The organism is Caproicibacter fermentans (genome assembly GCF_009746625.1).
In the GTDB taxonomy this organism is placed as follows: Bacteria; Bacillota; Clostridia; order Oscillospirales; family Acutalibacteraceae; genus Caproicibacter; species Caproicibacter fermentans.
In genome coordinates this window covers 49,285-69,691 of record NZ_VWXL01000052.1, presented here as the reverse complement: position 1 = coordinate 69,691, position 20,407 = coordinate 49,285, and the positions used below count along the sequence as shown (strand labels likewise).

The following is a 20,407-nucleotide window of genomic DNA, read 5'->3' as shown; positions in this document are numbered from 1 at the left end:
TCATCCCCCTTAGCCCCATCTCTTGCTTTCCAGCTTGCGCGCGGTCAGGAAAACAAAAACCGCCACAACGCTGAGAAAGAACACGATACTGGAAAGATTGAAAATTCCCTTGGTAAACGGCTGGTACCTTGTGTCAAAAGAAATCCAGGAAAGCAGGTTGGAAAAGAATGTGTTCGTAACCAGGCCGCTCATCTGGTTGATGACCAGGAGCAGGATCGAAACGCCGAACGTCGCGATCGCCGCGACGATCTGGCTCTGTGTCAGGGAAGAAATAAAAACCCCGATGGAAACCATGGCCGCGCCGTACAGAAGCGAACCGAGCACGGTTCCGAACACGGTTCCCCACCCCAGGGAGGAGGAGAAGAACGAGATGATCACAACCGGAATCAGGCTCAGGCCCATCGTGATGGCAAAGACGAGAAACGCCGCCAGAAATTTGCCGAACACAATGGCGCCGACCCCGACCGGAGCGGTCAGAAGCCCCTGGTCCGTATGGTTTTTCATTTCGTCGCTGAAGCTGCGCATCGTAAGGATCGGCAGGAACATCATGCTCCAGATGAACATGGTGCCGTAAACCTCCGGCACATAGGAGGATGAGCCGATTCGGATCACCTGATAGAAATAATAACCGAACAGAAGCAGGACGACCCCCACGAAAACATAACCGATGGGGGAAAGAAAATAGGATTTCAGTTCCTTTTTTGCAATCGCGTTCACTGTGCGTCCCCGCCTTTCGTCAGATTATCCTGCAAATAGGCCGAACCGGTCAGACGGAGGAACACGTCTTCCAGCGACAGGTCCGAGCTTGTCATGGAAAGAACCGGCCAGTTCCGTTTCGACGCGAGCGAGAACAGCGCCCTGCGCAGATCTTCGCCTTCCGCAACCGAGATTTCGTATTCCCACACGCCCGGTTCCTTTTCGCCGAAGTTCTGCACGCCCTGCACAAATCTCATGCCGCGCAGGGCCTTTTCGACTTCCTCCGCGGCGCCTTCCATCCGCACCGAAAGATGGTGTTCCGCAGACATGCTGTGTTCCAGCTCGAACGGGGTTCCGTCCGCCACCAGACTGCCCCGGTTGACAACCAGAATGCGGTCCGCGACCGCCTGAATCTCCGGCAGGATATGAGAGCTTAAAATGACGGTATGATTTTTTCCGAGACCTTTAATCAGGTTTCTGACCTCGATGATCTGCTTGGGGTCGAGGCCGACGGTCGGCTCGTCCAGTATTAAGACAGGAGGGTTCCCAACGAGAGCCTGGGCAAGACCGACGCGCTGCCGGTAACCTTTCGACAGGTTGCCGATCAGCCGGCGGCTGACATCCAGTATTTTTACCAGAGCGCAGATTTCGCGGAGGTGCTTTTCGCGCGGCAGCGTCACTTTCTTCAGTTCATAGACAAAGTTCAGGTATTCCTTTACTGTCATGTCCATGTAAAGCGGAGGCAGCTCCGGCAGGTAGCCGATCATGCGCTTCGCCTCGTTCGGCTGGTCCAGCGTGTCGAATCCGCCGACCTTGACGGAACCGGAACTGGCGGAAAGATACCCGGTGATGATATTCATGGTTGTCGACTTTCCGGCGCCGTTCGGTCCCAGAAAGCCGATGATGGTATTCTCCCCGACGGTAAAACTGATGTTGTTCAGGGCAATGTTCTCCCCGTACCGTTTCGTGAGGTTTTTAACCTCAATCATTTTTGTCCCTCCTAGTATCATATCAAGCGTACTGTTTCATTCTAACAATATCAAATTAGAAAAATGTAAACATTTTTTAAATTATTCCGAATTATTTTATAAACATTCCGACTTTGACATCAAATCCGCGTTCCGGTATAATGAAACCATCCGTAAGGCCGGTTCGCGCCCGCTCCTCCCGGGGCCGGCCGACGCTCCCCGCGCCGGGGCGCTTCCCTGTTTTTAAACCGCACCAAAATAAAAGGAGAATCGAGAAATTATGGCTGAAATCAAACCCTTTCGCGCGCTTCGTTTCACGGACAAAGCGGGAGACATCCCGTCCCTGACCTGCCCCCCCTACGACATCATCAGCGAGGAGGAACGCCGGGCGCTGCTTCTGGAAAACCCCTGCAACGTCATCCGGCTCGAACTGCCGAGGGAAGGGGAAAATCCCTACGCCGAAGCGGGACAGACCCTGAAAAACTGGCTTGACGGCGGTATTCTTCGCAGAGACACCGACCCGGGGCTGTACCTTTACGAAGAGGAATTCACGGCATACGGGCAGACAAAAAAGGTAAAAGGATTGATCTGCCTTGTGAAGCTGGAAGAATTTTCGAAAGGAATCATCCTTCCGCACGAGGAAACCCTCTCCAAGGCGAAAGAGGACCGTTTTCGCCTGATGAACGCGACCGGCTGCAATTTCAGCCAGATTTACTCGCTTTACAACGACGAGAGCCACATCACCCGCGGCCGGATCGACGCGCTTTCCTCCGGGGAGCCGCGCTATGAATTCCGCGACGGCGGCGGCGTGACCCACCGGATGTGGCTGGTCAACGACCCCGTCGCCATCCGGGCAATCGGCGAGGATTTCGAAAGCCGCAGGCTCTATATTGCGGACGGGCATCACCGCTATGAAACCGCGCTGAACTACCGCAACAGCCTGCGCGAGCAGGGAAAAGCGACGGGCGGGGAAGACTACGTGATGATGATGCTGGTCGACATGGAAAACGACGGGCTGGTTGTGTTCCCGACTCACCGCATGGTCCGCGGTCTGCGGGAATTCAGCGGCGAAAAACTGATGAAAGCCTGCGAATCCTATTTTGAAGTCACAGCGCATTCGCCGGTCGGTGAAATCTCCGCGAAGCTCGACGCGCTGTACCGGCAGGGGAAAAAGGCTTTTGCCTGCTACTGCGGCGGGGAAGAGTGGACTCTGCTGGTTCTGAAGGACGAAGCCGTCATGGCGCGGCTGCTGCCGGAGAAAAGCGAAGCGTACCGCGGACTGGACGTTTCCGTGCTTCATTCGCTGATTTTGGAGCGCCTGCTCGGCATCGACCGGGAAAACATGGCAAACCAGAAGAATCTGGTCTACACCCGCTCGATGGAGGAAGCGATCGCTTCCGTGCAAACCGGGGAAAGCCAGTGCGCGTTCCTTTTAAACCCGACCCGCGTGCAGGAAATCCGCGACGTTGCCGCGGCGGGGGAAAAGATGCCGCAGAAATCCACCTATTTTTACCCGAAGCTGATCACCGGCCTGGTCATAAATCAAATCGACTGAAAAAAGCGGCGGGTTCCCGTCCGTGCTTTCAAATCACACTGTTTACTATTTGAAAGCATACCAATACAATCAGGATCACGATCGTCGGAATTCTGACTTTTCGATTGACAAACGGAACCATTCTGTCGTGTTTTGTTTTCATATAAACCGCTATCACGGCATAAATGGCCGTAAATCCTAAAAAAGGAATCGCGACGTACAGCAGCATGGCCAGGGACCACGGCTCGCCTTTGAAAAACAGAAAGAGCCCGCTGATCACAGACGAACACAAACCGACAAACGGCTGAAAAGACGCATAGTACGTGATCGACCGAATCAGGTCATTGTCCTGCGTCTTTTTTTCTTTCAAAGGATCCATCTGTTTTCCTCCTTAAAAAGCGAACCCGACCGGCTGGCCCGTCAAAGCGTACGGCGGGAAATTTTCAACCGTTGCGGAAAAAAATGTTGAAAACTTTTTCAAACCGCATGAAAAGACGAGGAGAAACTATCCCCGTCTTTTTTTCTTATCGCCTATTCTAAAACTATTTGTAATAAATAGACTAATAGTAACAAATAGTATTACAATTTTTTTTCCCTGACGAGCCGGGCCGCTTTTAAAATAAGGACCTGTGTTTTCGCGTCCACGATTTCGCCGGTCATGATCATTTGTTCCGCCTGCTCCAGCGAAATCTTCTCGACCTCCAGAAACTCGCCCTCGTCCAGGTCAAGCTCCCCGCAGGACTCCACGCGGCAGGCGTAAAGAAAGATGATTTCGTTCGTATAACCGGGGGACGGGTAGAGCCTGCCCAGGTCGAGGTAATTCTTTCCGGTTGTTCCGGTCTCCTCGCGCTGTTCGCGCTTCGCGGCTTCAAACGGATCTTCTCCCTCTTCCAATTTGCCGGCCGGGGCCTCCAGCACAACTTCATGGTACGGGTACCGGTACTGGCGGACGAACAGCATTTCGTTCCGCTCCGTCAGGACCGCGACGCTGACGCCGCCCCGGTGGTCGACGCATTCCCGCTTGACGATCCGCCCGTCGATCAGCTCCGCCCGATCGACGTGTAAATCCAGAATTTTACCGCGGTAAAGATAGTTTTGTTCCAGTGTTTTTTCCGTCAGTTTCATGTTGTACCAGCTTTACAAATAGTATTTTTTTATAGTAATATAACTGAATATAGCCAAAGGAATCGAATTTTCGCGCTGAGCCCATTTTTCTTTGGGGCGAATTTCCAGTCAATTCCAAAATAATGTTGATATTTTTAAAGAACATCACACAATACAATTTGTAATATTAAGAGTTATTTTGCCGAATAGGCATAAGAATAATTTTTCTCGTAATCATACAACTCGCGGTAAAGCTGCGCCGCGCGGCTGCGGTAAAAGTCCATTTCCTGAGAAGCCGCGTTAACCTCCGCCATACTGCCGCCGCCGGAAAGCGCGTCGCTTACAATCTTTTTCAGCTTGGTGTCCTTCTCGTTTTGCCATTTTTCCTGCTCCGCCTTCAGCTCGGCGGGCTTTCCGCTTGAATCCGAGCTCATTTTCTGTGACAGCTCACTCCACGCGTGATCGATCTCTTTCTGCCACAGCCCGGCGTATTTTTGAGAAACGTTGACCATATCGACGGTGGACACGGCCTGATCGGACTCTTTGATATAGGCCTTGTCAACCGGATTTTCAGAGAACTTCTGATTAAATTTCTCGTTATCCGTCGTAATCGTCAGCACGCGGCCCGGTTCGGAGTCTGCGGGCGGTTCCCCCGGATCGGACGAGCTGCCGTCGGAGGACGGATCATCCTGAGAGGACGCCGGCTGCGACGACAGCGATTGGGAAGACGAGGATTCCGACGACGCGGCGGGCGATTGGTGTATCAGCGAACACCCCGGCAACAAAAGGGTCAGGGCCAACGCCGCCGCGAAAATGGTTGCGGGAAAGTTCTTTTTCATCTGGCGGTTCCTCCTTTTACACTTCCTGTTCCGGTTCGCCTTCCGTCCCGGCGTCCGCGCCGTCCGCCCCTTCGTCCGCGCTTCCGTCGTCGACGGCTTCTTCCGCTTCCTCCTCATCGTCGTGAGCGGTGCAGGCCACCGTGACAACGCGGCTGTCTTCGGTCAGGCGCATCAGCAGCACGCCCTTGCTCGGGCGGCGGCATTGACGGATGGAACTCGCCAGAATCCGGATGATAATTCCGCCGGAGGAAATCAAAATTACATCGTCGTCCAGCCCGACCGCCTGAATGGCGGCAACGCTGCCGTAGCGCTCCGTGTGGTAATTCATCAGCCCCTTGCCGCCGCGGAACTGCGAGCGGTAGTCGCTTTCCGGCGACAGACGGCCGAATCCGGTTTCGGAAACGGTCAGCACCAGCGTGCCCGGAACCAGAACCACCATACCGACAACACAGTCGCCCTCGGCAAGCGAAATTGCCTTCACACCGCGGGTCGCGCGGCCCATGGCGCGGGCGTCCTGTTCGTTGAACCGGATCGCCATGCCCTGTCTGGTCGCGACCAGAAGGTCGTCCTTCCCGCTTGTCATGCGCACCCACGAAAGCTCGTCGCCTTCGTCCAGATCGATCGCGATGACGCCGCCCTTGCGCGCGGTGTCGTAGGCGGAGAGTGCCGTGCGCTTGACGATGCCGTTTTTCGTCACCATGACAAGATAGCTTTCCTCGTCGAATTCCGGCACGCGGATCATGGAGGTGACCTTTTCCTCCTGCGCGATCGGCAGCAGGTTCGCGATATTGATTCCCTTGGACGTACGCGCGCCCTCCGGAATCTCGTAGCATTTCAGGCGGTAGACGCGGCCCAGGTTTGTAAAGAACATGACATAATCGTGCGAGCCAATGACAAACATGTCGGTCGCGACATCCTCCTCGCGCCGAGTCATGCCGCTTACGCCGCGGCCGCCGCGCCGCTGCGTGCGGTACGTATCCGTTTTCTGGCGTTTGACGTAACCGAAACTGGTCATGGTCAGCATGCATTCTTCCACCGGAATCAGGTCTTCAATATCGACCTCTCCGGTAACGGCGGCGATTTCCGTGCGGCGTTCGTCGCCGAATTTGTCGCGCACGGCGACGGCCTCCGCCCTGATGATGGCGAGCACGCGCTCCTCATGCGCCAAAATATCCTCGTAATCCGCGATTTTGACCATCAGCGCGGCAAGCTCGTCCTCCAGCTTCTGGCGTTCCAGACCGGTCAGGCGGCCGAGCGGCATCTGCACAATGGCCTGCGTCTGCACTTCGTCCAGACCAAAGCGTTCGCTCAGGCGGGAACGGGCCTCCGGAATGGATTTTGAGGAACGGATGATGCGGACCACCTCGTCGATATTGTCGACCGCGATTTTCAGCCCTTCCAGAATATGGGCGCGCTCCCGCGCCTTTTTCAGGTCGTACTCCGTGCGGCGGCGGACAACGTCCTCCTGAAATTTCAGGTATTCCAGCAGAATTTCGCGCAGCGTCAGTGTTTTCGGTTCGCCGTTGACGATGGCGAGCATGTTCACGCCGAACGTCGTCTGCATCTGCGTGTAGGTGTACAGCTGGTTTAATACGATCTGCGGGGAAGCGTCGCGCTTGACGTTGATGACGATGTGCATCCCCTCGCGGTCGGAGTGGTCTTCGATATTGGAAATGCCCTCGATCCGCTTTTCCTTGACCAGATCCGCGATCGATTCGATCAGCCGCGCCTTATTGACCTGATAGGGGAGTTCCGTCACGATGATGTTGAACCGCCCGTTCTTTTCTTCTTCAATTTCCGCGCGGGCGCGGACGATGACCCTGCCGCGCCCCGTGCCGTAGGCCGCGCGGATTCCGCTGCGGCCCATGATGATGCCGCCGGTCGGGAAATCCGGGCCCTGAATGCTCTGCATCAGGTCCTCCAGAGTGGCGTCGCGGTTGTCGATCAGGGTGCAGACGCCGTCGATGACCTCACGCATATTATGCGGCGGAATATTGGTCGCCATACCGACGGCGATGCCCGTCGAGCCGTTGACCAGAAGGTTCGGAAAATGGCTTGGCAGAACGACCGGCTCTTTCAGACGGTCGTCGTAGTTCGGCTGGAAATCGACGGTTTCCTTGTCGATATCCTGCAGCATTTCAAGCGCGATCTTGCTCATGCGCGCTTCCGTGTAACGGTAGGCGGCCGGCGGGTCCCCGTCCACGGAACCGAAGTTTCCGTGACCGTCGACCAGCATGTACCGCATGGAAAAATTCTGAGCCAGACGCACCAGCGCGTCATAGACCGAAGCGTCGCCGTGCGGATGGTAGCTGCCCAGAACGGAGCCGACGGTGTCGGCGCATTTGCGGTAGGCCTTGTCCGGCATCAGGCCGTTTTGAAACATGGTGTAAAGAATTCTTCTGTGGACCGGCTTGAGTCCGTCGCGCACATCCGGCAGCGCGCGCGAAACAATGACGGACATGGAGTAATCGAGGAATGATTTTTTCATTTCCTTTTCAAGGTCCACGCTGATAATTCTGCTGTTTTCTTCTATTTCGTCCATTTCAGGGGCACCCTCCTGCAGTTTTGTTGCGTCCGGCACGCGCGCGTTGCGGCGCGTTCACCGCCTGTTATGATTTCGGCATCTTTTTGGGTTTGGTTCCCGCGACGATCATCGCCTGAACGTCCGGCAGATTCCGGGGTTTGATGCAGCGCGTGGGGATAATCACCATCTTCTGGGCGATCTTGCGTTTCGGATCATCCTTTTCCGCCACATAAAGCACAAGCATGTTTTCAATCTGAGCAAATTCCGCAGTCCCGTCCATCGGGATCTCCCACCGTTTGATTCCGCGGCCAACCTGGATATGATCCGGATAAACCGCCATCCGGACGGTATGCCCGTCCGCGCTGCTGCGGGCCCTCGCCTTATTGTTCTGGTACGGAAACACGCCCAGAACAATGATCAAAGTCGCGCAGGACGCCGCGTAAAAATAGAACAGACTGCGGTATGTAGCGATGCCCACTGCCAGAAAGGCAACCGCCAGCACCGCGAGAGCGGCCAGCACGAGAACAGACGTTTTTCTGTTCATATGCAGATAGCTCGACCGCTTCAGGCATTCATAAATTTCCTCTTCCCTCAGGGAATAGGAAAGCTCAATGCCGGTCTGCTGCTCCTCGTATTCTTCGCCGTCGGGCGGGACCAGCTTCGATTCCTCGGGCCCCGTACCCGGACAGTCCGCCTCGTCCTGCTCCGGAGGTTTGGAATTCGCAGTTTTTGAATTGCTCATCTCGTTTTAACTCCTTTGATCGTTTCGTTTCGGCGTTTTCGCCTCTATCATACAGGATTTCCGTGAAATAACCAATCGAATTTTGCGGCATCCGCCGTTTTCGCGCTCCGCTTTTTTCTTTTTCACTGCGAACTTAAACGTCCAGATTCTGAACGTATTTCGCGTTCTGCTCAATAAATTCCCGGCGCGGCTCCACCTTGTCGCCCATCAGAACGGTGAACGCCTCGTCGGCCGCCGCCGCGTCCTCGACTTCCACGCGCAGCATCATCCGGGTTTCCGGATTCATGGTGGTTTCCCATAGCTGCTCGGGGTCCATCTCGCCAAGGCCCTTGTACCGCTGAATTTCATAACCGGAAACAAAGTCCTGCATCAGCCTGTCGCGTTCCTTGTCGGTGTAGGCGTAATAGTGTTTTTTGGACTTGGTCAGCCGGTAAAGGGGAGGCTGCGCGAGGTAAACATGCCCCTCTTCCACAAGCGGCTTCATAAAGCGGAAGAAAAAGGTCAAAAGCAGCGTGCGGATATGCGAGCCGTCGACGTCGGCATCCGCCATGATGATGATTTTGCCGTAGCGCAGCTTATTCAAATCGAATTCCTCGCCGATTCCGCAGCCGAGCGCGGTGACGACCGGCATCAGCTTTTCGTTGCCGTACACCTTGTCGAGCCTTGCCTTTTCCACGTTCAGCATCTTGCCCCAGAGCGGCAGAATCGCCTGGTAGCGGCGGTCGCGCCCGCCTTTTGCGGAGCCGCCGGCCGAATCGCCCTCGACGATATAGATCTCGGTTTCCTCGGAGTTCCGGCTCTGGCAGTCCGCCAGCTTTCCGGGTAACGAGGCGTTTTCCAGCGCCGATTTTCTGCGGACCATGTCGCGCGCTTTCCGCGCCGCCTCCCTTGCGTGGGAAGCCGCCATCGCCTTGTCGAAAATTGCGCGGGAGACCGCCGGGTTTTCTTCCAGATAAACCGAAAGCTTTTCGGAAATCATGGAATTGACCAGGGTGCCGATTTCGGTATTGCCGAGCCTCGCCTTGGTCTGGCCCTCAAACTGGGCCTCCCGCAGCTTGACGCTGATGATGACGGTCAGGCCCTCGCGGAAATCGTCGCCGGAAAGGTTTTTGTCGCTTTCCTTCAGAATGTTGAATTTCCGCCCGTAATCGTTCATCACGCGGGTCAGCGCGCGGCGGAACCCGTCCTCATGCGTGCCGCCGTCGGTCGTGTGGATGTCGTTCGCGAACGACAGCATCAGCTCGTTGTAAGAGTCGTTGTACTGCATGGCGACCTCCGCCGTGGCGGAATCGTCCGGCGCGACCCCCGAAAAATAGATGACGTCCGGATGAATGACCTCAACGGCTTTCTTTTTGTTGATGTACTCAACAAAGCTTTTAATGCCGCCCTCAAAGCGGAAATCGTCCAGCCGGTGTGTTTCCGGGTCTCTCCCGTCCTCCAGAAGAATCCGGACGCCCGCGTTCAGAAACGCCTGCTCGCGCAGCCGCGTCTGCAGCGTTTCGTAATCGTAAGATGTGGTCTCCTTAAAAATTTCAGGGTCCGCCTGAAAGCGCACGCGCGTACCGGTGCGTTCGGTCTCTCCGCGCTGTTCCAGCCCGGTTACCGGCTTGCCGCGCTCAAAACGCTGAAAATAGACGACGCCGTCTTTGAAAACCTCGACCTCCAGCCACTGGGAAAGCGCGTTGACCACGCTTGCGCCCACGCCGTGCAGGCCGCCGGAAACCTTGTATCCGCCGCCGCCGAATTTTCCGCCCGCGTGCAGCATGGTGTAAACGACCGTGACTGTCGGGATTCCCACCTGGTGGTGGATTCCGACCGGAATTCCTCGCCCGTTGTCGGTGACGCGGATAATATCGCCCGGTTCGAGCGCGACCTCGATTTTATCGCAGCAGCCGGCAAGGGCCTCGTCGATCGCGTTGTCCACAATCTCATACACCAGGTGGTGCAGCCCGCGCGGACCGGTGGAACCGATGTACATGCCGGGGCGCTTCCGAACGGCTTCAAGTCCTTCCAGAACCTGTATTTCACTTTCGTCGTATTCGCTGTTCGTCTGTGTGACATTGCCAAACTCCAAGTTGAACCCTCCAGTATCGATACAAATCGTATCATCTTTGTTAAAGACCGCTTTGAGCGTATCATCTTTTGCCAGTCAAAACCCGTGTAGGGGAACGGGGCGGGAAGCCCCGGAGCAGGAATAAATTTATGAATTTTTCCCGTTCCCGGCGGAATCGGAGCGCGCCGGTCTTTCCGGAAAAAAACGAACGGTGTAGGGAACCAGCAGCCTGACCGCCGCGACCCCGAGAACGGTCGCCGCCAGAAGATAGGTCAGGTTCATGGACGGAATTTTCAGAAGAGACAAATTCAACCCGACCAGCAGCAGGGTGGAAACGGCGTATAAAATCATCCGGCGGGCGCCGCCCCCGACGCAGAACGGCTTTTCGCAGTGCGGGCAGGTTCCCGTTTTTTTGTTCTGTGACCTTCTGACCTCGGAATAGAGAAATCTAGCCCCGCAGTAGGGGCAAAGGGGAAGCTTCGGCATTCCGTTTTCCTCTTTCTCAACGCCTGCGGGCCGCGGGGCCCGTTCCCGGTCCGGGGCCGCGCCTGGTTCCGTTCTGCGGGCGGCCGCCGGGCGGCGCTCTTCTTTTCCTGACGGCGGGTTTTTTCAGCCTGACCAGAAAAACGGAAATCAGGTAGAAAAGCAGAAACGGCAGCAGAACGAGAAGAAGAAGCCAAATGTCAAGAGAAAGAAAACCAAGAAATCCCACTGCAAAAAATACGGCGCTGACCAGAATGGCTAAAAACGCGAACAGGTAAATCAGGCGGTCCATCACGATGTTGGAAATCCCGCCGCATTTGGGGCAGAGATACTCCCCCTGAGTTTTCAGCGCCCAGGTATTCGCAAGGCCGATTTTATTCCCGCAGAAAGGGCAGCGCGGTTTTCTGAATTTTTTCATAAGCACTCCCCTGTCACAGTCTGTTGGTTTCATTCTTCAGGCCCGCGCGCTTAAGCAGGGTCGAGGATGAAATCTGCGTGATGTAAATCGTCGTTTTTTCTCCGCTTTTGCATAGGACGAAGGATTTCGGCATCTCCATCGAAACGTTCACGATGCAGCCGGATTTCTGCGCCGCGGCGAGGGTGTCGCGAGTCGTCTGGGAAATCGTCGACGTTTCCATGTCGAATATTCCGATAATGTCCTTCATGAGAACCACGGTGTCCTGGCCTAGGTGAAGATACATGGTTTCTTCCTTTTCTCCGCGCGCTTTTGAAGAAAAATCCGCCGTTTCCGCGCGGGGAAACGGCCGGTTACGCCGGCGGCACAGCGGAGAGCGCTCCGTCTTCCATCCGGAACAGGGCGCCGCTTTTCATCTGCCGGGCCGCGCCCGGTTCGCAGCAGGAGAGAAAAACCTGAAACTCCGTCAGATGGTTCAAAAGGTAATCCTGTCTTCGGGCGTCAAGCTCGCTCATCACGTCGTCGAGAAAAACAACGGGCTTTTCGCCGGTCATCCGGCTGAGCAGCTCCGCTTCCGCCAGTTTCAGGGCGAGTACGACGCTGCGCTTCTGTCCCTGGGAGGCGTAAGCCCGCGCGTTCAGTCCGCTGACGAAGATATCAACGTCGTCCCGGTGAGGTCCCGCGCCGGTATGCCCGCTTAAAACGTCTTCCCGCCTTTCCTCGGCGAGCGCGCGGCGAAGGTCTTCCGCGCTTTTTCGGTAAACGAAGGAAAGAGTTTCCCGGTTGGAGCTGATTCCGGCGTAGAAACCGGCCGCAGGCTCGCTGAGCGCTTTCAGGTACGCCGTCCTCTGACGGATCACCCGTTCGCCGAACTGGCTGAGCCGTTCATCCCAGATTTCAAGCGTATCCATCAGCTCCGCGTGGCGCGGAATATCCTTTAACAGCGCGTTGCGCTGGAAAAGCGTGCGGTTGTAGCCGGACAGGAGCGACGCGTAGCCGGGCTTCATCTGGCATAGGGCAGAGTCGACAAATTCTCTGCGCAGGGAAGGCCCCCCTCGGACCAGGGACAGATGCTCCGGCGAAAAAACCACCGCGCAGAATTTTCCGGTCAGGGCGGAACAGGCGCCTTTCGGAATCCCGTTGAGCTCCGCCGTCCGCCTTCCCTCCGCAACCGTGATTTTCGCGGTCTGGCCGCGGCCTTCGCTCCAGAAATCCATGCGGAGAGCGGCCGCCGTTTCCCCCTGAAGAACCAGCTCCGCGTCTTTTGCACCGCGGAACGACCGTTCCCCCGTGAAAAGCCACATCGCCTCCAGAAGATTGGTTTTTCCCTGGGCGTTCTGTCCGTAAATGACATTGACTCCGGCGCACGGTTCAAATTCACCGGCGCGCAGATTGCGGAAGTGATTCCAGGAAAGGCGCCGCACGTTCAACTGGAGCACACCTCGTAAACGGACCCGCCGGTCTGGGCGCGGTCGCCCGGTCTCATTTTTTTCCCGCGCATGGTGCAGATTTCGCCGTTGACCCGTACGTTGCCGTCCTGAATGGCGATTTTTGCCTGACCGCCGGTTTCAAACGCTCCGGCCAGCTTTAAAAGAGAGTCCAAGCGGATAAATTCCGTGTCGATCGATATCTTTTCTTCTTTCATCGGTTCATCCCTCATTCGCCGGAGCTTTTCAGCCGGACCGGCAGCACCAGAAACAAAAAGGCCTTTCCTTCGCACGGAAGCACGCGCATGGGACTGAGCGGCCCGTTCAGCTGAACGCGGACCTCGTCGCATTCCGTGTTGCGCAGCGCGTCGAGCAGAAAACGGTTGTTAAAGCCCATTTCCAGCGCGTTGCCGGTGATGCGGGCCTCCAGCTTATCGCTCGCGCGGCCGATTGCCGTCGAGCAGGAAACTTTGATTTCGCCGTCTCCGAAAACGCAGCGCACCGGGCTTTTTAACCGGTCGGTGATCAGAAGGGAAACGCGCTCGACGCTGCCGATAAAGCTTTGGGTCGAAACTTTGAGTTCGGTGGTGCAGTCGTTCGGGACCGCGGCGCGGTAGTCGAGAAATTCGCCCTCGAGCAGCCGGGAAATCACGGTGTAATTGTCGATGCTGAATAAAATGTGGCGCCTGCCGATCTGCAGTTCCACTTTGGTGTCGTCGTCGCCCAGCAGCTTTAAAACTTCGGCGAGGGTTTTTCCGGGTACGACGAAGCTGGTTTCCAGCTCGCAGCCGATCGGTTCTTCGCGGATGGCGAGGCGGTAGCCGTCGACGGAAACAAGGCGCAGGCAGTCCGGTTCCAGTTCGAATAAAGTTCCGGTGTGAATCGGCTTTGCGTCGGTGTCCGCGACGGCGAACAGCGTTTGCCGGATCATGCTGCGCAGGATTCCGCTCGGAATCTTCAGGGAGGATTCGCCGCCGACGGCGGGCAGCTCCGGGTATTCCTGCGCGGGGATTCCAACAATGGAATATTCGGCTTCGCCGCTCTGGATGGTTGTCATCTGTTTTTCGTCCGAGCTGACGGTGACGGTTGCCGCCGGCAGGCGGCGAACGATCTCTCCGAACAATTTTGCGCTGAGAACCACGCTTCCCTTTTCCTCGACTCTGCAGTCCAGGATGGTGGTGATGCCGAGTTCCAGGTCGTAACCGCAGAGCAGAACGGTTCCTTCGTCGGCGCGGATCAGAATTCCTTCGAGCGCTGGAACCGAGGATTTGGTGGAGACTGCGCGCTGGATATTCAACACGGCTTCGTTCAGCTTTTGCTTATCACAGGTTATTTTCATGACCTCACCGCTCATTTCCTAAATATGAATGGATAGAAATGGATTTTTTCAGTAACAGGAGTAGTATGTGCCGAAAAGTTGAAACTATAGAAAAATCTGCTTGTCCGCTGGGTTTTTGGTGTGTTTTTTTTCCGGATCGCGCTGTTGGAAAAATGTTAACATCCTGTATTTTTTTTTAGTATTTAACATGTTGTTGAAAACTCTGTGGGAAATGTTGAAAAGAAGTTTAAAATTTCGGGGAAAATCAAAACCGGGATTTAAAAAGATTCAACAGGGTTTGTGGAATGTTGAATCGGTTTTGCACCGTCAGCGGTCCCGGATGTTTTTGATGATGTCTTCCACGGTCGCTTTTGTTTTGGAATCCCGCGCGATGTTTTTTTCGACCTGCTGAATCGCGTAGACGACGGTCGAGTGGTCGCGGCCCCCGAATTCTTTTCCGATGGAGGTCATCGGCATCTGCGTGATTTCCCTGACGACGTACATCGCCATCTGCCTTGCGCCGGAGATATTCGCGCTGCGTTTGGCGGACCGGATATCGTCGACGGTTGTCCCAAAGGTGCGGGCGACTTCGTCGATAATCTTTTCTACGGTAAACGGAGTGGGCTGGTCGTTGTTGATGATGTCGCTGATCGCCGCCTGCGCGGTCTGGATGTTCATGGTTTCTCCGCTCAGCAGCGAGTAGGCCTTCATTTTCTTGACGGCGCCCTCCAGCTGGCGGATATTGTTTTTCAGACGGTTTGCGATGTATTCGACCACGTTGTCCGGCAGGTTGATTTTGAGCAGCTCCGCTTTCCTTTTTATAATAGCGATCCGCGTTTCAAAATCAGGCGGCTGAATGTCCGCGGTCAGGCCCCATTCGAACCGCGTCAGAAGACGTTCCTCCAGCGTCGCGATATCTTTCGGCGGCCGGTCGGAAGTCAGGACGATCTGTTTTTTCGCTTCGTAAAGCGTATTAAAGGTATGGAAAAATTCCTCCTGTGTGGAATCCTTGCCGGCGATGAACTGGATATCGTCGACCAGGAGCACGTCCGCTTTTCGGTACCGCTGGTGGAATTCTCCCGTGGTTCCCCGGCGGATCGCCTCGATCAGCTCGTTGGTGAATTCGTCGCCCTTGATGTACACGATTTTCATCGAAGGATCTGTGTTCCCGATCTCGTTGCGGATGGCGTAAAGCAGATGTGTTTTTCCAAGGCCGGAATTTCCGTAAATGAACAGGGGATTGTAAAGGCTGGCCGGCTTGCTTGCAACCGCCATGGAGGCCGCGTGCGCGAATTTATTCGACGACCCGACGATGTAGGTGTCGAAGGTGAATTCATAGTTGTCGCTGTTTTCCGCCGATTCCTCTTTTTTCGCGTCTGTTTCCAGTTCTCCGGGGACGCAGACGCGGATCTGGATTTCCCGGCTGAAAATCTGCCGGAATGCCTCTTCCAGAATTGCGTTATAATAATGAAGGATCGTTTGGCGGTGCAGCTCGTTCGGCACCCGCAGAACCGCGACTCCGTCGGTGAAATCGAGTGTGACGGGTTCAATTCTGCTGATCCAGGTGGAAAATGCGATTTCCGTGATTTTACTTTTACAGTACTCGCAGACGAGGTTCCAGACCTCGGTGAACGGTTCCATCTTATTGCAGTACCCCATTTTCATTCTTTTCCCGTTGCGGCCGCAGGACTGTTGCCAACGGGTATCATTACCTATAGTAGCACAAATTTTTACTTTTTTCAAACTTTCCTTTCGTCGGTCTGAAGGCATTTTCGGTTAACGCGGAATAAATTTTTAATTTTCAGGATTTTTTTCTTTCCAACTCGAAGATATTGTGGTATATTTAACCCTATGGGACCATCTGTTTCCGGTTTCGGCGGGGATTCCGGCGCTTTTTTGCGCGTCAGCGCGGGGCGCATGGTTGACAGGCCGCCGGCAGATAAGATATAATGTTTCGCAAAGGTTCTTTTAAGAATCGAAGGGGGGTTTTCTCATGCTTAGAACGTATCAGCCGAAAAAGCTGCACAGGCAAAAGGTGCACGGCTTCCGCAAGCGCATGTCCACATCGAACGGGCGCAAGGTTCTTTCCCGCCGCAGGGCAAAGGGAAGGACAAAGCTGAGCTACTGAAAGCTGTTAAGAATTGGACGGACAGGCCCGAAACACGGCATGAGCCGCGGTTTGCTTCCCGTCGGGACAGGGCCACTCCTCGTGGCCTTTCTTTATTAGCTGAAAAGGAATGGAATGTCTCGGGATATTATATGGAAGAATATGTGTCGATCAAACAAAACAGGGAGTTTCAAAGGATTTATTCCAAAGGGAAGTCCTTTGTCAGCCCGGCGCTTGTCACCTATGTGCTGAAAAACCGGAAAGACACGCTGCGCATGGGGATTACGACAAGTAAAAAAACCGGAAACGCGGTGCGCAGAAACCGCTCCCGCAGGGTGATCCGCGAAGCGTTCCGTTCCATGCCCCGGGAAATTTGCCCCGGGTTCGACCTGATCTTCGTCGCGAGGGCGAAGACGCCGATGATGAAAAGCACGGAGCTGAGCCGCGTGATGGCGCAGCATCTGAAAAGCGCGGGAGTCATCAAATGAAACGCATCCTGCTTTTTCTAATTCATTTTTACCAGAAAGCGATATCCCCCTACAAAAAACCATGCTGCAAATATTACCCGACCTGCTCCAATTACGCGGTAGAGGCGATCGAGCGGTTTGGCGCTTTCAAAGGTTTTTTTCTGGCGCTTTACCGGGTTCTTCGCTGCAATCCCTTTTCCCGCGGCGGGTACGACCCTGTGCCGGAACGCATGGCGTTTCGCGGCTTTACAGGAGAACTGAAAGAGAAAAAACGGTAACTTTCCCCGGAAAATCCGGGAGGGTTTCCTTCGGTAAAAGGCTTTCTCATCAGACAGCCCAGGCCCATTTTGTACGCCGGCGGTTTGGCTTCGGCGACACTTCGGCGGTTTTCTGCCGGGCAGAGGAGAATTTTCTGTATGAACGATTTCTTTAATATTTTTGGCAGCGCACTTGGCTACCTGCTCTGGTATTTTTACGAGCTGGTCAGAAACTACGGAGTGGCTATTATCCTGTTTACCGTTGTAACGAAGATTTTGCTGTTCCCTTTTTCGGTCAAACAGCAGATTTCCATGGCGGCGAACAGCAAAATCGCAAGCAAGCAGAAGGAACTGCAGAAAAAATACGCAAAAGACAGGGAACGGCTTCAGATTGAAACGCAGAAGCTGTATGAAAAGGAAGGCATCAACCCCGCGAGCGGCTGCCTGACGATGATTGTTCCGCTCGTCATCATGATGGGCCTGTACTACACGGTGCTTTACCCCCTGATCAACGCGCTTCATGTTTCCGGCACGGCCGCGACCGCCGCGACGGATATGCTCAAAGTGATCCCCGGCATCGGGCAGACCCTGGGAACGAGGTACGGTCAGATTGAAATCGTCAAGCATTTCGCGGAGTTGAAACCGTACCTGACCATGTTCAGCGCGGACGAGCTCGCGAGAATTCAGGATTTCAGCCACGGCTTCAGCTTTTTGGGGCTCAATCTGCTGGATACGCCGAGCGACCCGGCCAACATCTTCGGCACGCTGTTCCGGTCGAATCTTTGGGTCATCCCGATTTTTTGCTTTGTGTCTTCTCTTGTCACGCAGTATTTCACCATGAAGCTCCAGCCCGGCATGCAGCAGCAGCAAGGCTGCATGAAGGGTATGTTCTATATCATGCCGCTCTTTACGGCATGGATCGCCTGCACAATGCCGGCCGCAGTCGGTTTTTACTGGATTATCTCCACCATAACCGGTTTTCTGCAGACGGTCATTCTGAATATCTGGTACAGCCCGGCCGATCTTGGCGCGCGGGCGGAGGCTAGGCGCGTTGCGCTGCGCGAGCTGGAAGAAGCAAACATGAAGCCCGTCGCCATTGCGGCGGGGAGCCGGCAGAACGACGACGACCGGCAGAAAAAGACAGGAAAACCGCGGAAGTAAACGCTGAAACAGGGGTCTGATTTCTGGGAGGGATTACCGAATGAAAGAAGCGATTGGAACCGGCGAAACCGTGGAACTCGCAAGAGAAGCCGCCTGCAGGCAGCTGGGTGTGGAATCCTATGAGGCGGAGTTTGAGATCCTTGAAATGCCCATGAAAAAAACCTTCGGTCTGTTTGGCGGAAACCCGGCGAAGGTGCGGGTTTTTGTGGAGGACAACCCTGCGCAGATTGCGGCAGATTACTTGAAAAACGTACTGAAGAACATGGGATTGGAAGACGTCCGGATTGAAATCAAAAAAGAGGAAAGCGGAGCGATGCTCTGTCTGACCGGCGACGACATCGGGTATGTGATCGGCCACCGGGGCGAAACGTTAGACGCGCTTCAGTATCTGGCCGGGCTTGTCGCAAACCACGCGGGCGACAGCTATTGCCGGATTAATCTTGATATTGGCAATTACCGGGACAAGCGGAAGCAGACGCTGGAAAACCTGGGCCGCAAAATGGCGGAAAAATCGCTGCGGACGGGGCGGAATAACTCGCTGGAACCGATGAATCCCTATGAGCGCAGAATCATCCACACGGCGGTGCAGACGGTGGAGGGAGCAAAATCCTGGTCGGAGGGCGAAGACGCCGCGCGCCATGTGGTGATCGGCCCGGTTGCCGGGGAGCGGCCGGTTTCGAGAAGAAACGGCTACAACAGCCGCCGGGGACCGCAGCAGCGGGGCAGGCAGCCGTATCCTCCCCGCGGAGCGTCGCCGGGAGGACATCCGCCGTACGAAAACCGTACTCCGTCGGCGCCGGCGCAGCATGGGACGGCTCCTCTGTACGGGAAGTACGAGACAAAAAAGTAAACAGCAGACACGGAGGGCGGTTCTTTGGAATTGTCCTCTTTTTTTGAGGGATTTTTATGAATCGGACAATTTACAGCGAAACAGGCACAACCATTGCCGCAATCTCCACACCCCAGGCGCCGGGAGGCATCGGCATCATTCGGATTTCCGGACCGGACGCGCGCAAAATCGCGGGGCGTGTTTTCTCCCCCTCCGGAAAGAAAAGCCTGGAGGAGCTTCCGGGGTACACGGCCCTGTACGGAAGAGTTTTTGACGAGTCGGGCGCGATCGACGAAGCGATTGCGCTGAATTTCCGCGCACCGAAGAGCTTTACCGGGGAGAATGTGGTGGAACTCTCCTGCCATGGGGGGCTAGTTATCCTGCGCCGCCTGCTCCGCGCGGTAATCCGGGCGGGCGCCGAGCCGGCCGGGCCGGGGGAATTCACGCGGCGTGCGTTTCTCAACGGGAAAATCGGCCTGACGGAAGCGGAGTCCGTGATGCAGCTTGTTTCCGCGCAGGGGGAGCAGGCCGCGAAGGCGGCGCTCGCCGGGCATGAAGGCGCGCTGGAACGCAGGATCGCAAGCATCCGCGGAAAGCTGCTCGGCGCGGCCGCCCACCTCTCCGCGTGGGCGGATTATCCGGAGGACGATATTCCGCAGGTGACGGGGGAAGAGCTGAAAACTTCTCTCGGCGAAGTGAAAGCGGAGCTGGACGCGCTGCTGCGGGGATTCGACGCGGGGCGCGTGCTCCGCGAGGGAGTAGACACAGTGATCGCCGGGCGGCCGAACACGGGAAAGTCGACGCTGATGAACCTGCTCGCGGGCTGCGAACGGTCGATCGTGACGAGTTATGCCGGGACGACGCGCGATATTGTGGAGGACACCGTGCTGCTCGGCGGGATCCCGCTTCGGCTGGCGGATACCGCCGGGCTGCGCGACACCGCCGACCCGGTGGAGAGCATCGGCGTCGGCCGCGCGAGGGAGCGAGTCCGCTCCGCGCGTTTGGTCCTTGCCGTGTTCGACTCGTCACAGGAACTGGACGAGTCGGACCGGGCGCTGATCCGTGAGGTTGGCGATACGCCCTGCGTTGCGGTCGTCAATAAAAGCGACTTGCCGATAAAAATTAACAAAGAGTATATTGAAAATAATATAAAACAAACTGTATATTTATCTGCCCTGACGGGTGCAGGTTTGTCAAGGCTGGAAGATGCCGTGGCGTCGGTGCTCGGAACCAAAGAGCTGGAGCCGTCGGACGGAATGCTGTATACGGAGCGGCAGCGGGACGCGGCGGCGCGGTCTTTGCAAAGCGTCACGGAAGCACTGGATGCGCTGGAAAGCGGAATGACGTTCGACGCGGTGACGGTTTCTGTGGAGGACGCGGTTTCCGCGCTGCTGGAGCTGACCGGAGAGCGAGCGACTGTCGCGGTCGTCGATTCCGTTTTTTCCCGGTTCTGCGTCGGCAAATGATGGCGGAATAGACGTGG

General features: G+C 55.8%; 22 protein-coding genes. 7 read left to right on the top strand and 15 right to left on the bottom strand.

From position 1 onward, the window contains the following. Window positions 1–9: 9 nt before the first annotated feature. Together CAFE_RS08110 and CAFE_RS08105 are read right to left on the bottom strand one after the other, a co-directional pair. Window positions 10–717, bottom strand: a complete 708-nt coding sequence (locus tag CAFE_RS08110) for an ABC transporter permease (protein ID WP_066645485.1) — start codon at window positions 715–717, stop codon at window positions 10–12. Further along, complete coding sequence (locus CAFE_RS08105; RefSeq protein ID WP_156990309.1) at window positions 714–1,685, bottom strand: ABC transporter ATP-binding protein; 972 nt, start codon at window positions 1,683–1,685, stop codon at window positions 714–716. Before CAFE_RS08105 ends, CAFE_RS08110 begins: the two co-directional genes overlap by 4 nt. 259 nt (window positions 1,686–1,944) lie before the next feature. Here CAFE_RS08105 and CAFE_RS08100 point away from each other — a divergent pair, with 259 nt between their 5' ends. Further along, window positions 1,945–3,219 (top strand): DUF1015 domain-containing protein, encoded by a 1,275-nt coding sequence (locus tag CAFE_RS08100; protein WP_156990308.1) that lies wholly within the window; start codon window positions 1,945–1,947, stop codon window positions 3,217–3,219. 28 nt (window positions 3,220–3,247) lie between these two features. Here CAFE_RS08100 and CAFE_RS08095 read toward each other — a convergent pair whose 3' ends face one another. From CAFE_RS08095 to dnaA, 13 genes are all read right to left on the bottom strand, one after another. Continuing rightward, window positions 3,248–3,577: a hypothetical protein gene (locus CAFE_RS08095; RefSeq protein ID WP_066645479.1), complete on the bottom strand. Its 330-nt coding sequence runs from the start codon at window positions 3,575–3,577 to the stop codon at window positions 3,248–3,250. A gap of 200 nt (window positions 3,578–3,777) precedes the next feature. Then, window positions 3,778–4,323, bottom strand: a complete 546-nt coding sequence (locus CAFE_RS08090) for an NUDIX hydrolase (RefSeq protein WP_156990307.1) — start codon at window positions 4,321–4,323, stop codon at window positions 3,778–3,780. A 173-nt stretch (window positions 4,324–4,496) separates the two neighbouring features. Then, a complete protein-coding gene (locus CAFE_RS08085; protein ID WP_156990306.1) occupies window positions 4,497–5,141 on the bottom strand; it encodes a lysozyme inhibitor LprI family protein in 645 nt (214 codons plus the stop codon). A gap of 16 nt (window positions 5,142–5,157) precedes the next feature. Beyond that, window positions 5,158–7,683 (bottom strand): DNA gyrase subunit A, encoded by a 2,526-nt coding sequence (gene gyrA, locus CAFE_RS08080; RefSeq protein WP_066645475.1) that lies wholly within the window; start codon window positions 7,681–7,683, stop codon window positions 5,158–5,160. Between the two features lie 67 nt (window positions 7,684–7,750). Further along, window positions 7,751–8,407 (bottom strand): hypothetical protein, encoded by a 657-nt coding sequence (locus CAFE_RS08075; RefSeq protein WP_156990305.1) that lies wholly within the window; start codon window positions 8,405–8,407, stop codon window positions 7,751–7,753. 133 nt (window positions 8,408–8,540) lie between these two features. After that, on the bottom strand, window positions 8,541–10,481 hold the full coding sequence (gene gyrB, locus CAFE_RS08070; protein WP_156990304.1) for a DNA topoisomerase (ATP-hydrolyzing) subunit B: 1,941 nt from the start codon (window positions 10,479–10,481) through the stop codon (window positions 8,541–8,543). Window positions 10,482–10,607: 126 nt separating this feature from the next. Next, window positions 10,608–10,946: a hypothetical protein gene (locus CAFE_RS08065; RefSeq protein ID WP_066645471.1), complete on the bottom strand. Its 339-nt coding sequence runs from the start codon at window positions 10,944–10,946 to the stop codon at window positions 10,608–10,610. A 16-nt stretch (window positions 10,947–10,962) separates the two neighbouring features. After that, window positions 10,963–11,361 (bottom strand): TFIIB-type zinc ribbon-containing protein, encoded by a 399-nt coding sequence (locus tag CAFE_RS08060; RefSeq protein ID WP_066645469.1) that lies wholly within the window; start codon window positions 11,359–11,361, stop codon window positions 10,963–10,965. A 13-nt stretch (window positions 11,362–11,374) separates the two neighbouring features. Further along, window positions 11,375–11,644, bottom strand: coding sequence for an extracellular matrix regulator RemB (remB, locus tag CAFE_RS08055; protein ID WP_156990303.1), 270 nt, complete (start codon window positions 11,642–11,644; stop codon window positions 11,375–11,377). 67 nt (window positions 11,645–11,711) lie between these two features. Beyond that, window positions 11,712–12,782 (bottom strand): DNA replication/repair protein RecF, encoded by a 1,071-nt coding sequence (gene recF, locus CAFE_RS08050; RefSeq protein WP_228725207.1) that lies wholly within the window; start codon window positions 12,780–12,782, stop codon window positions 11,712–11,714. A 2-nt stretch (window positions 12,783–12,784) separates the two neighbouring features. After that, the gene (locus CAFE_RS08045) at window positions 12,785–13,003 is read right to left on the bottom strand and encodes an RNA-binding S4 domain-containing protein (protein ID WP_066645463.1); all 219 of its coding nucleotides are present in this window, start codon (window positions 13,001–13,003) and stop codon (window positions 12,785–12,787) included. An 11-nt stretch (window positions 13,004–13,014) separates the two neighbouring features. Continuing rightward, the gene (gene dnaN, locus CAFE_RS08040) at window positions 13,015–14,124 is read right to left on the bottom strand and encodes a DNA polymerase III subunit beta (RefSeq protein WP_156990302.1); all 1,110 of its coding nucleotides are present in this window, start codon (window positions 14,122–14,124) and stop codon (window positions 13,015–13,017) included. 306 nt (window positions 14,125–14,430) lie between these two features. Continuing rightward, complete coding sequence (gene dnaA / locus CAFE_RS08035) at window positions 14,431–15,744, bottom strand: chromosomal replication initiator protein DnaA (protein ID WP_156990514.1); 1,314 nt, start codon at window positions 15,742–15,744, stop codon at window positions 14,431–14,433. A 352-nt stretch (window positions 15,745–16,096) separates the two neighbouring features. Between dnaA and rpmH the strand changes: the two genes are divergently transcribed. The 6 genes from rpmH to mnmE all read left to right on the top strand — a co-directional run bounded on the left by rpmH (window position 16,097) and on the right by mnmE (window position 20,390). Then, a complete protein-coding gene (gene rpmH / locus CAFE_RS08030; protein WP_066645459.1) occupies window positions 16,097–16,231 on the top strand; it encodes a 50S ribosomal protein L34 in 135 nt (44 codons plus the stop codon). A 131-nt stretch (window positions 16,232–16,362) separates the two neighbouring features. Then, window positions 16,363–16,698, top strand: a complete 336-nt coding sequence (rnpA, locus tag CAFE_RS08025) for a ribonuclease P protein component (protein ID WP_066645457.1) — start codon at window positions 16,363–16,365, stop codon at window positions 16,696–16,698. Then, window positions 16,695–16,955, top strand: a complete 261-nt coding sequence (yidD, locus tag CAFE_RS08020) for a membrane protein insertion efficiency factor YidD (protein ID WP_066645453.1) — start codon at window positions 16,695–16,697, stop codon at window positions 16,953–16,955. Before rnpA ends, yidD begins: the two co-directional genes overlap by 4 nt. A 138-nt stretch (window positions 16,956–17,093) precedes the next feature. Further along, the gene (locus CAFE_RS08015; protein ID WP_066645451.1) at window positions 17,094–18,095 is read left to right on the top strand and encodes a YidC/Oxa1 family membrane protein insertase; all 1,002 of its coding nucleotides are present in this window, start codon (window positions 17,094–17,096) and stop codon (window positions 18,093–18,095) included. Window positions 18,096–18,135: 40 nt separating this feature from the next. Further along, window positions 18,136–18,945: an RNA-binding cell elongation regulator Jag/EloR gene (jag, locus tag CAFE_RS08010; RefSeq protein WP_156990301.1), complete on the top strand. Its 810-nt coding sequence runs from the start codon at window positions 18,136–18,138 to the stop codon at window positions 18,943–18,945. Between the two features lie 56 nt (window positions 18,946–19,001). Beyond that, window positions 19,002–20,390, top strand: a complete 1,389-nt coding sequence (gene mnmE, locus CAFE_RS08005) for a tRNA uridine-5-carboxymethylaminomethyl(34) synthesis GTPase MnmE (RefSeq protein ID WP_156990300.1) — start codon at window positions 19,002–19,004, stop codon at window positions 20,388–20,390. Window positions 20,391–20,407 lie beyond the last annotated feature (17 nt).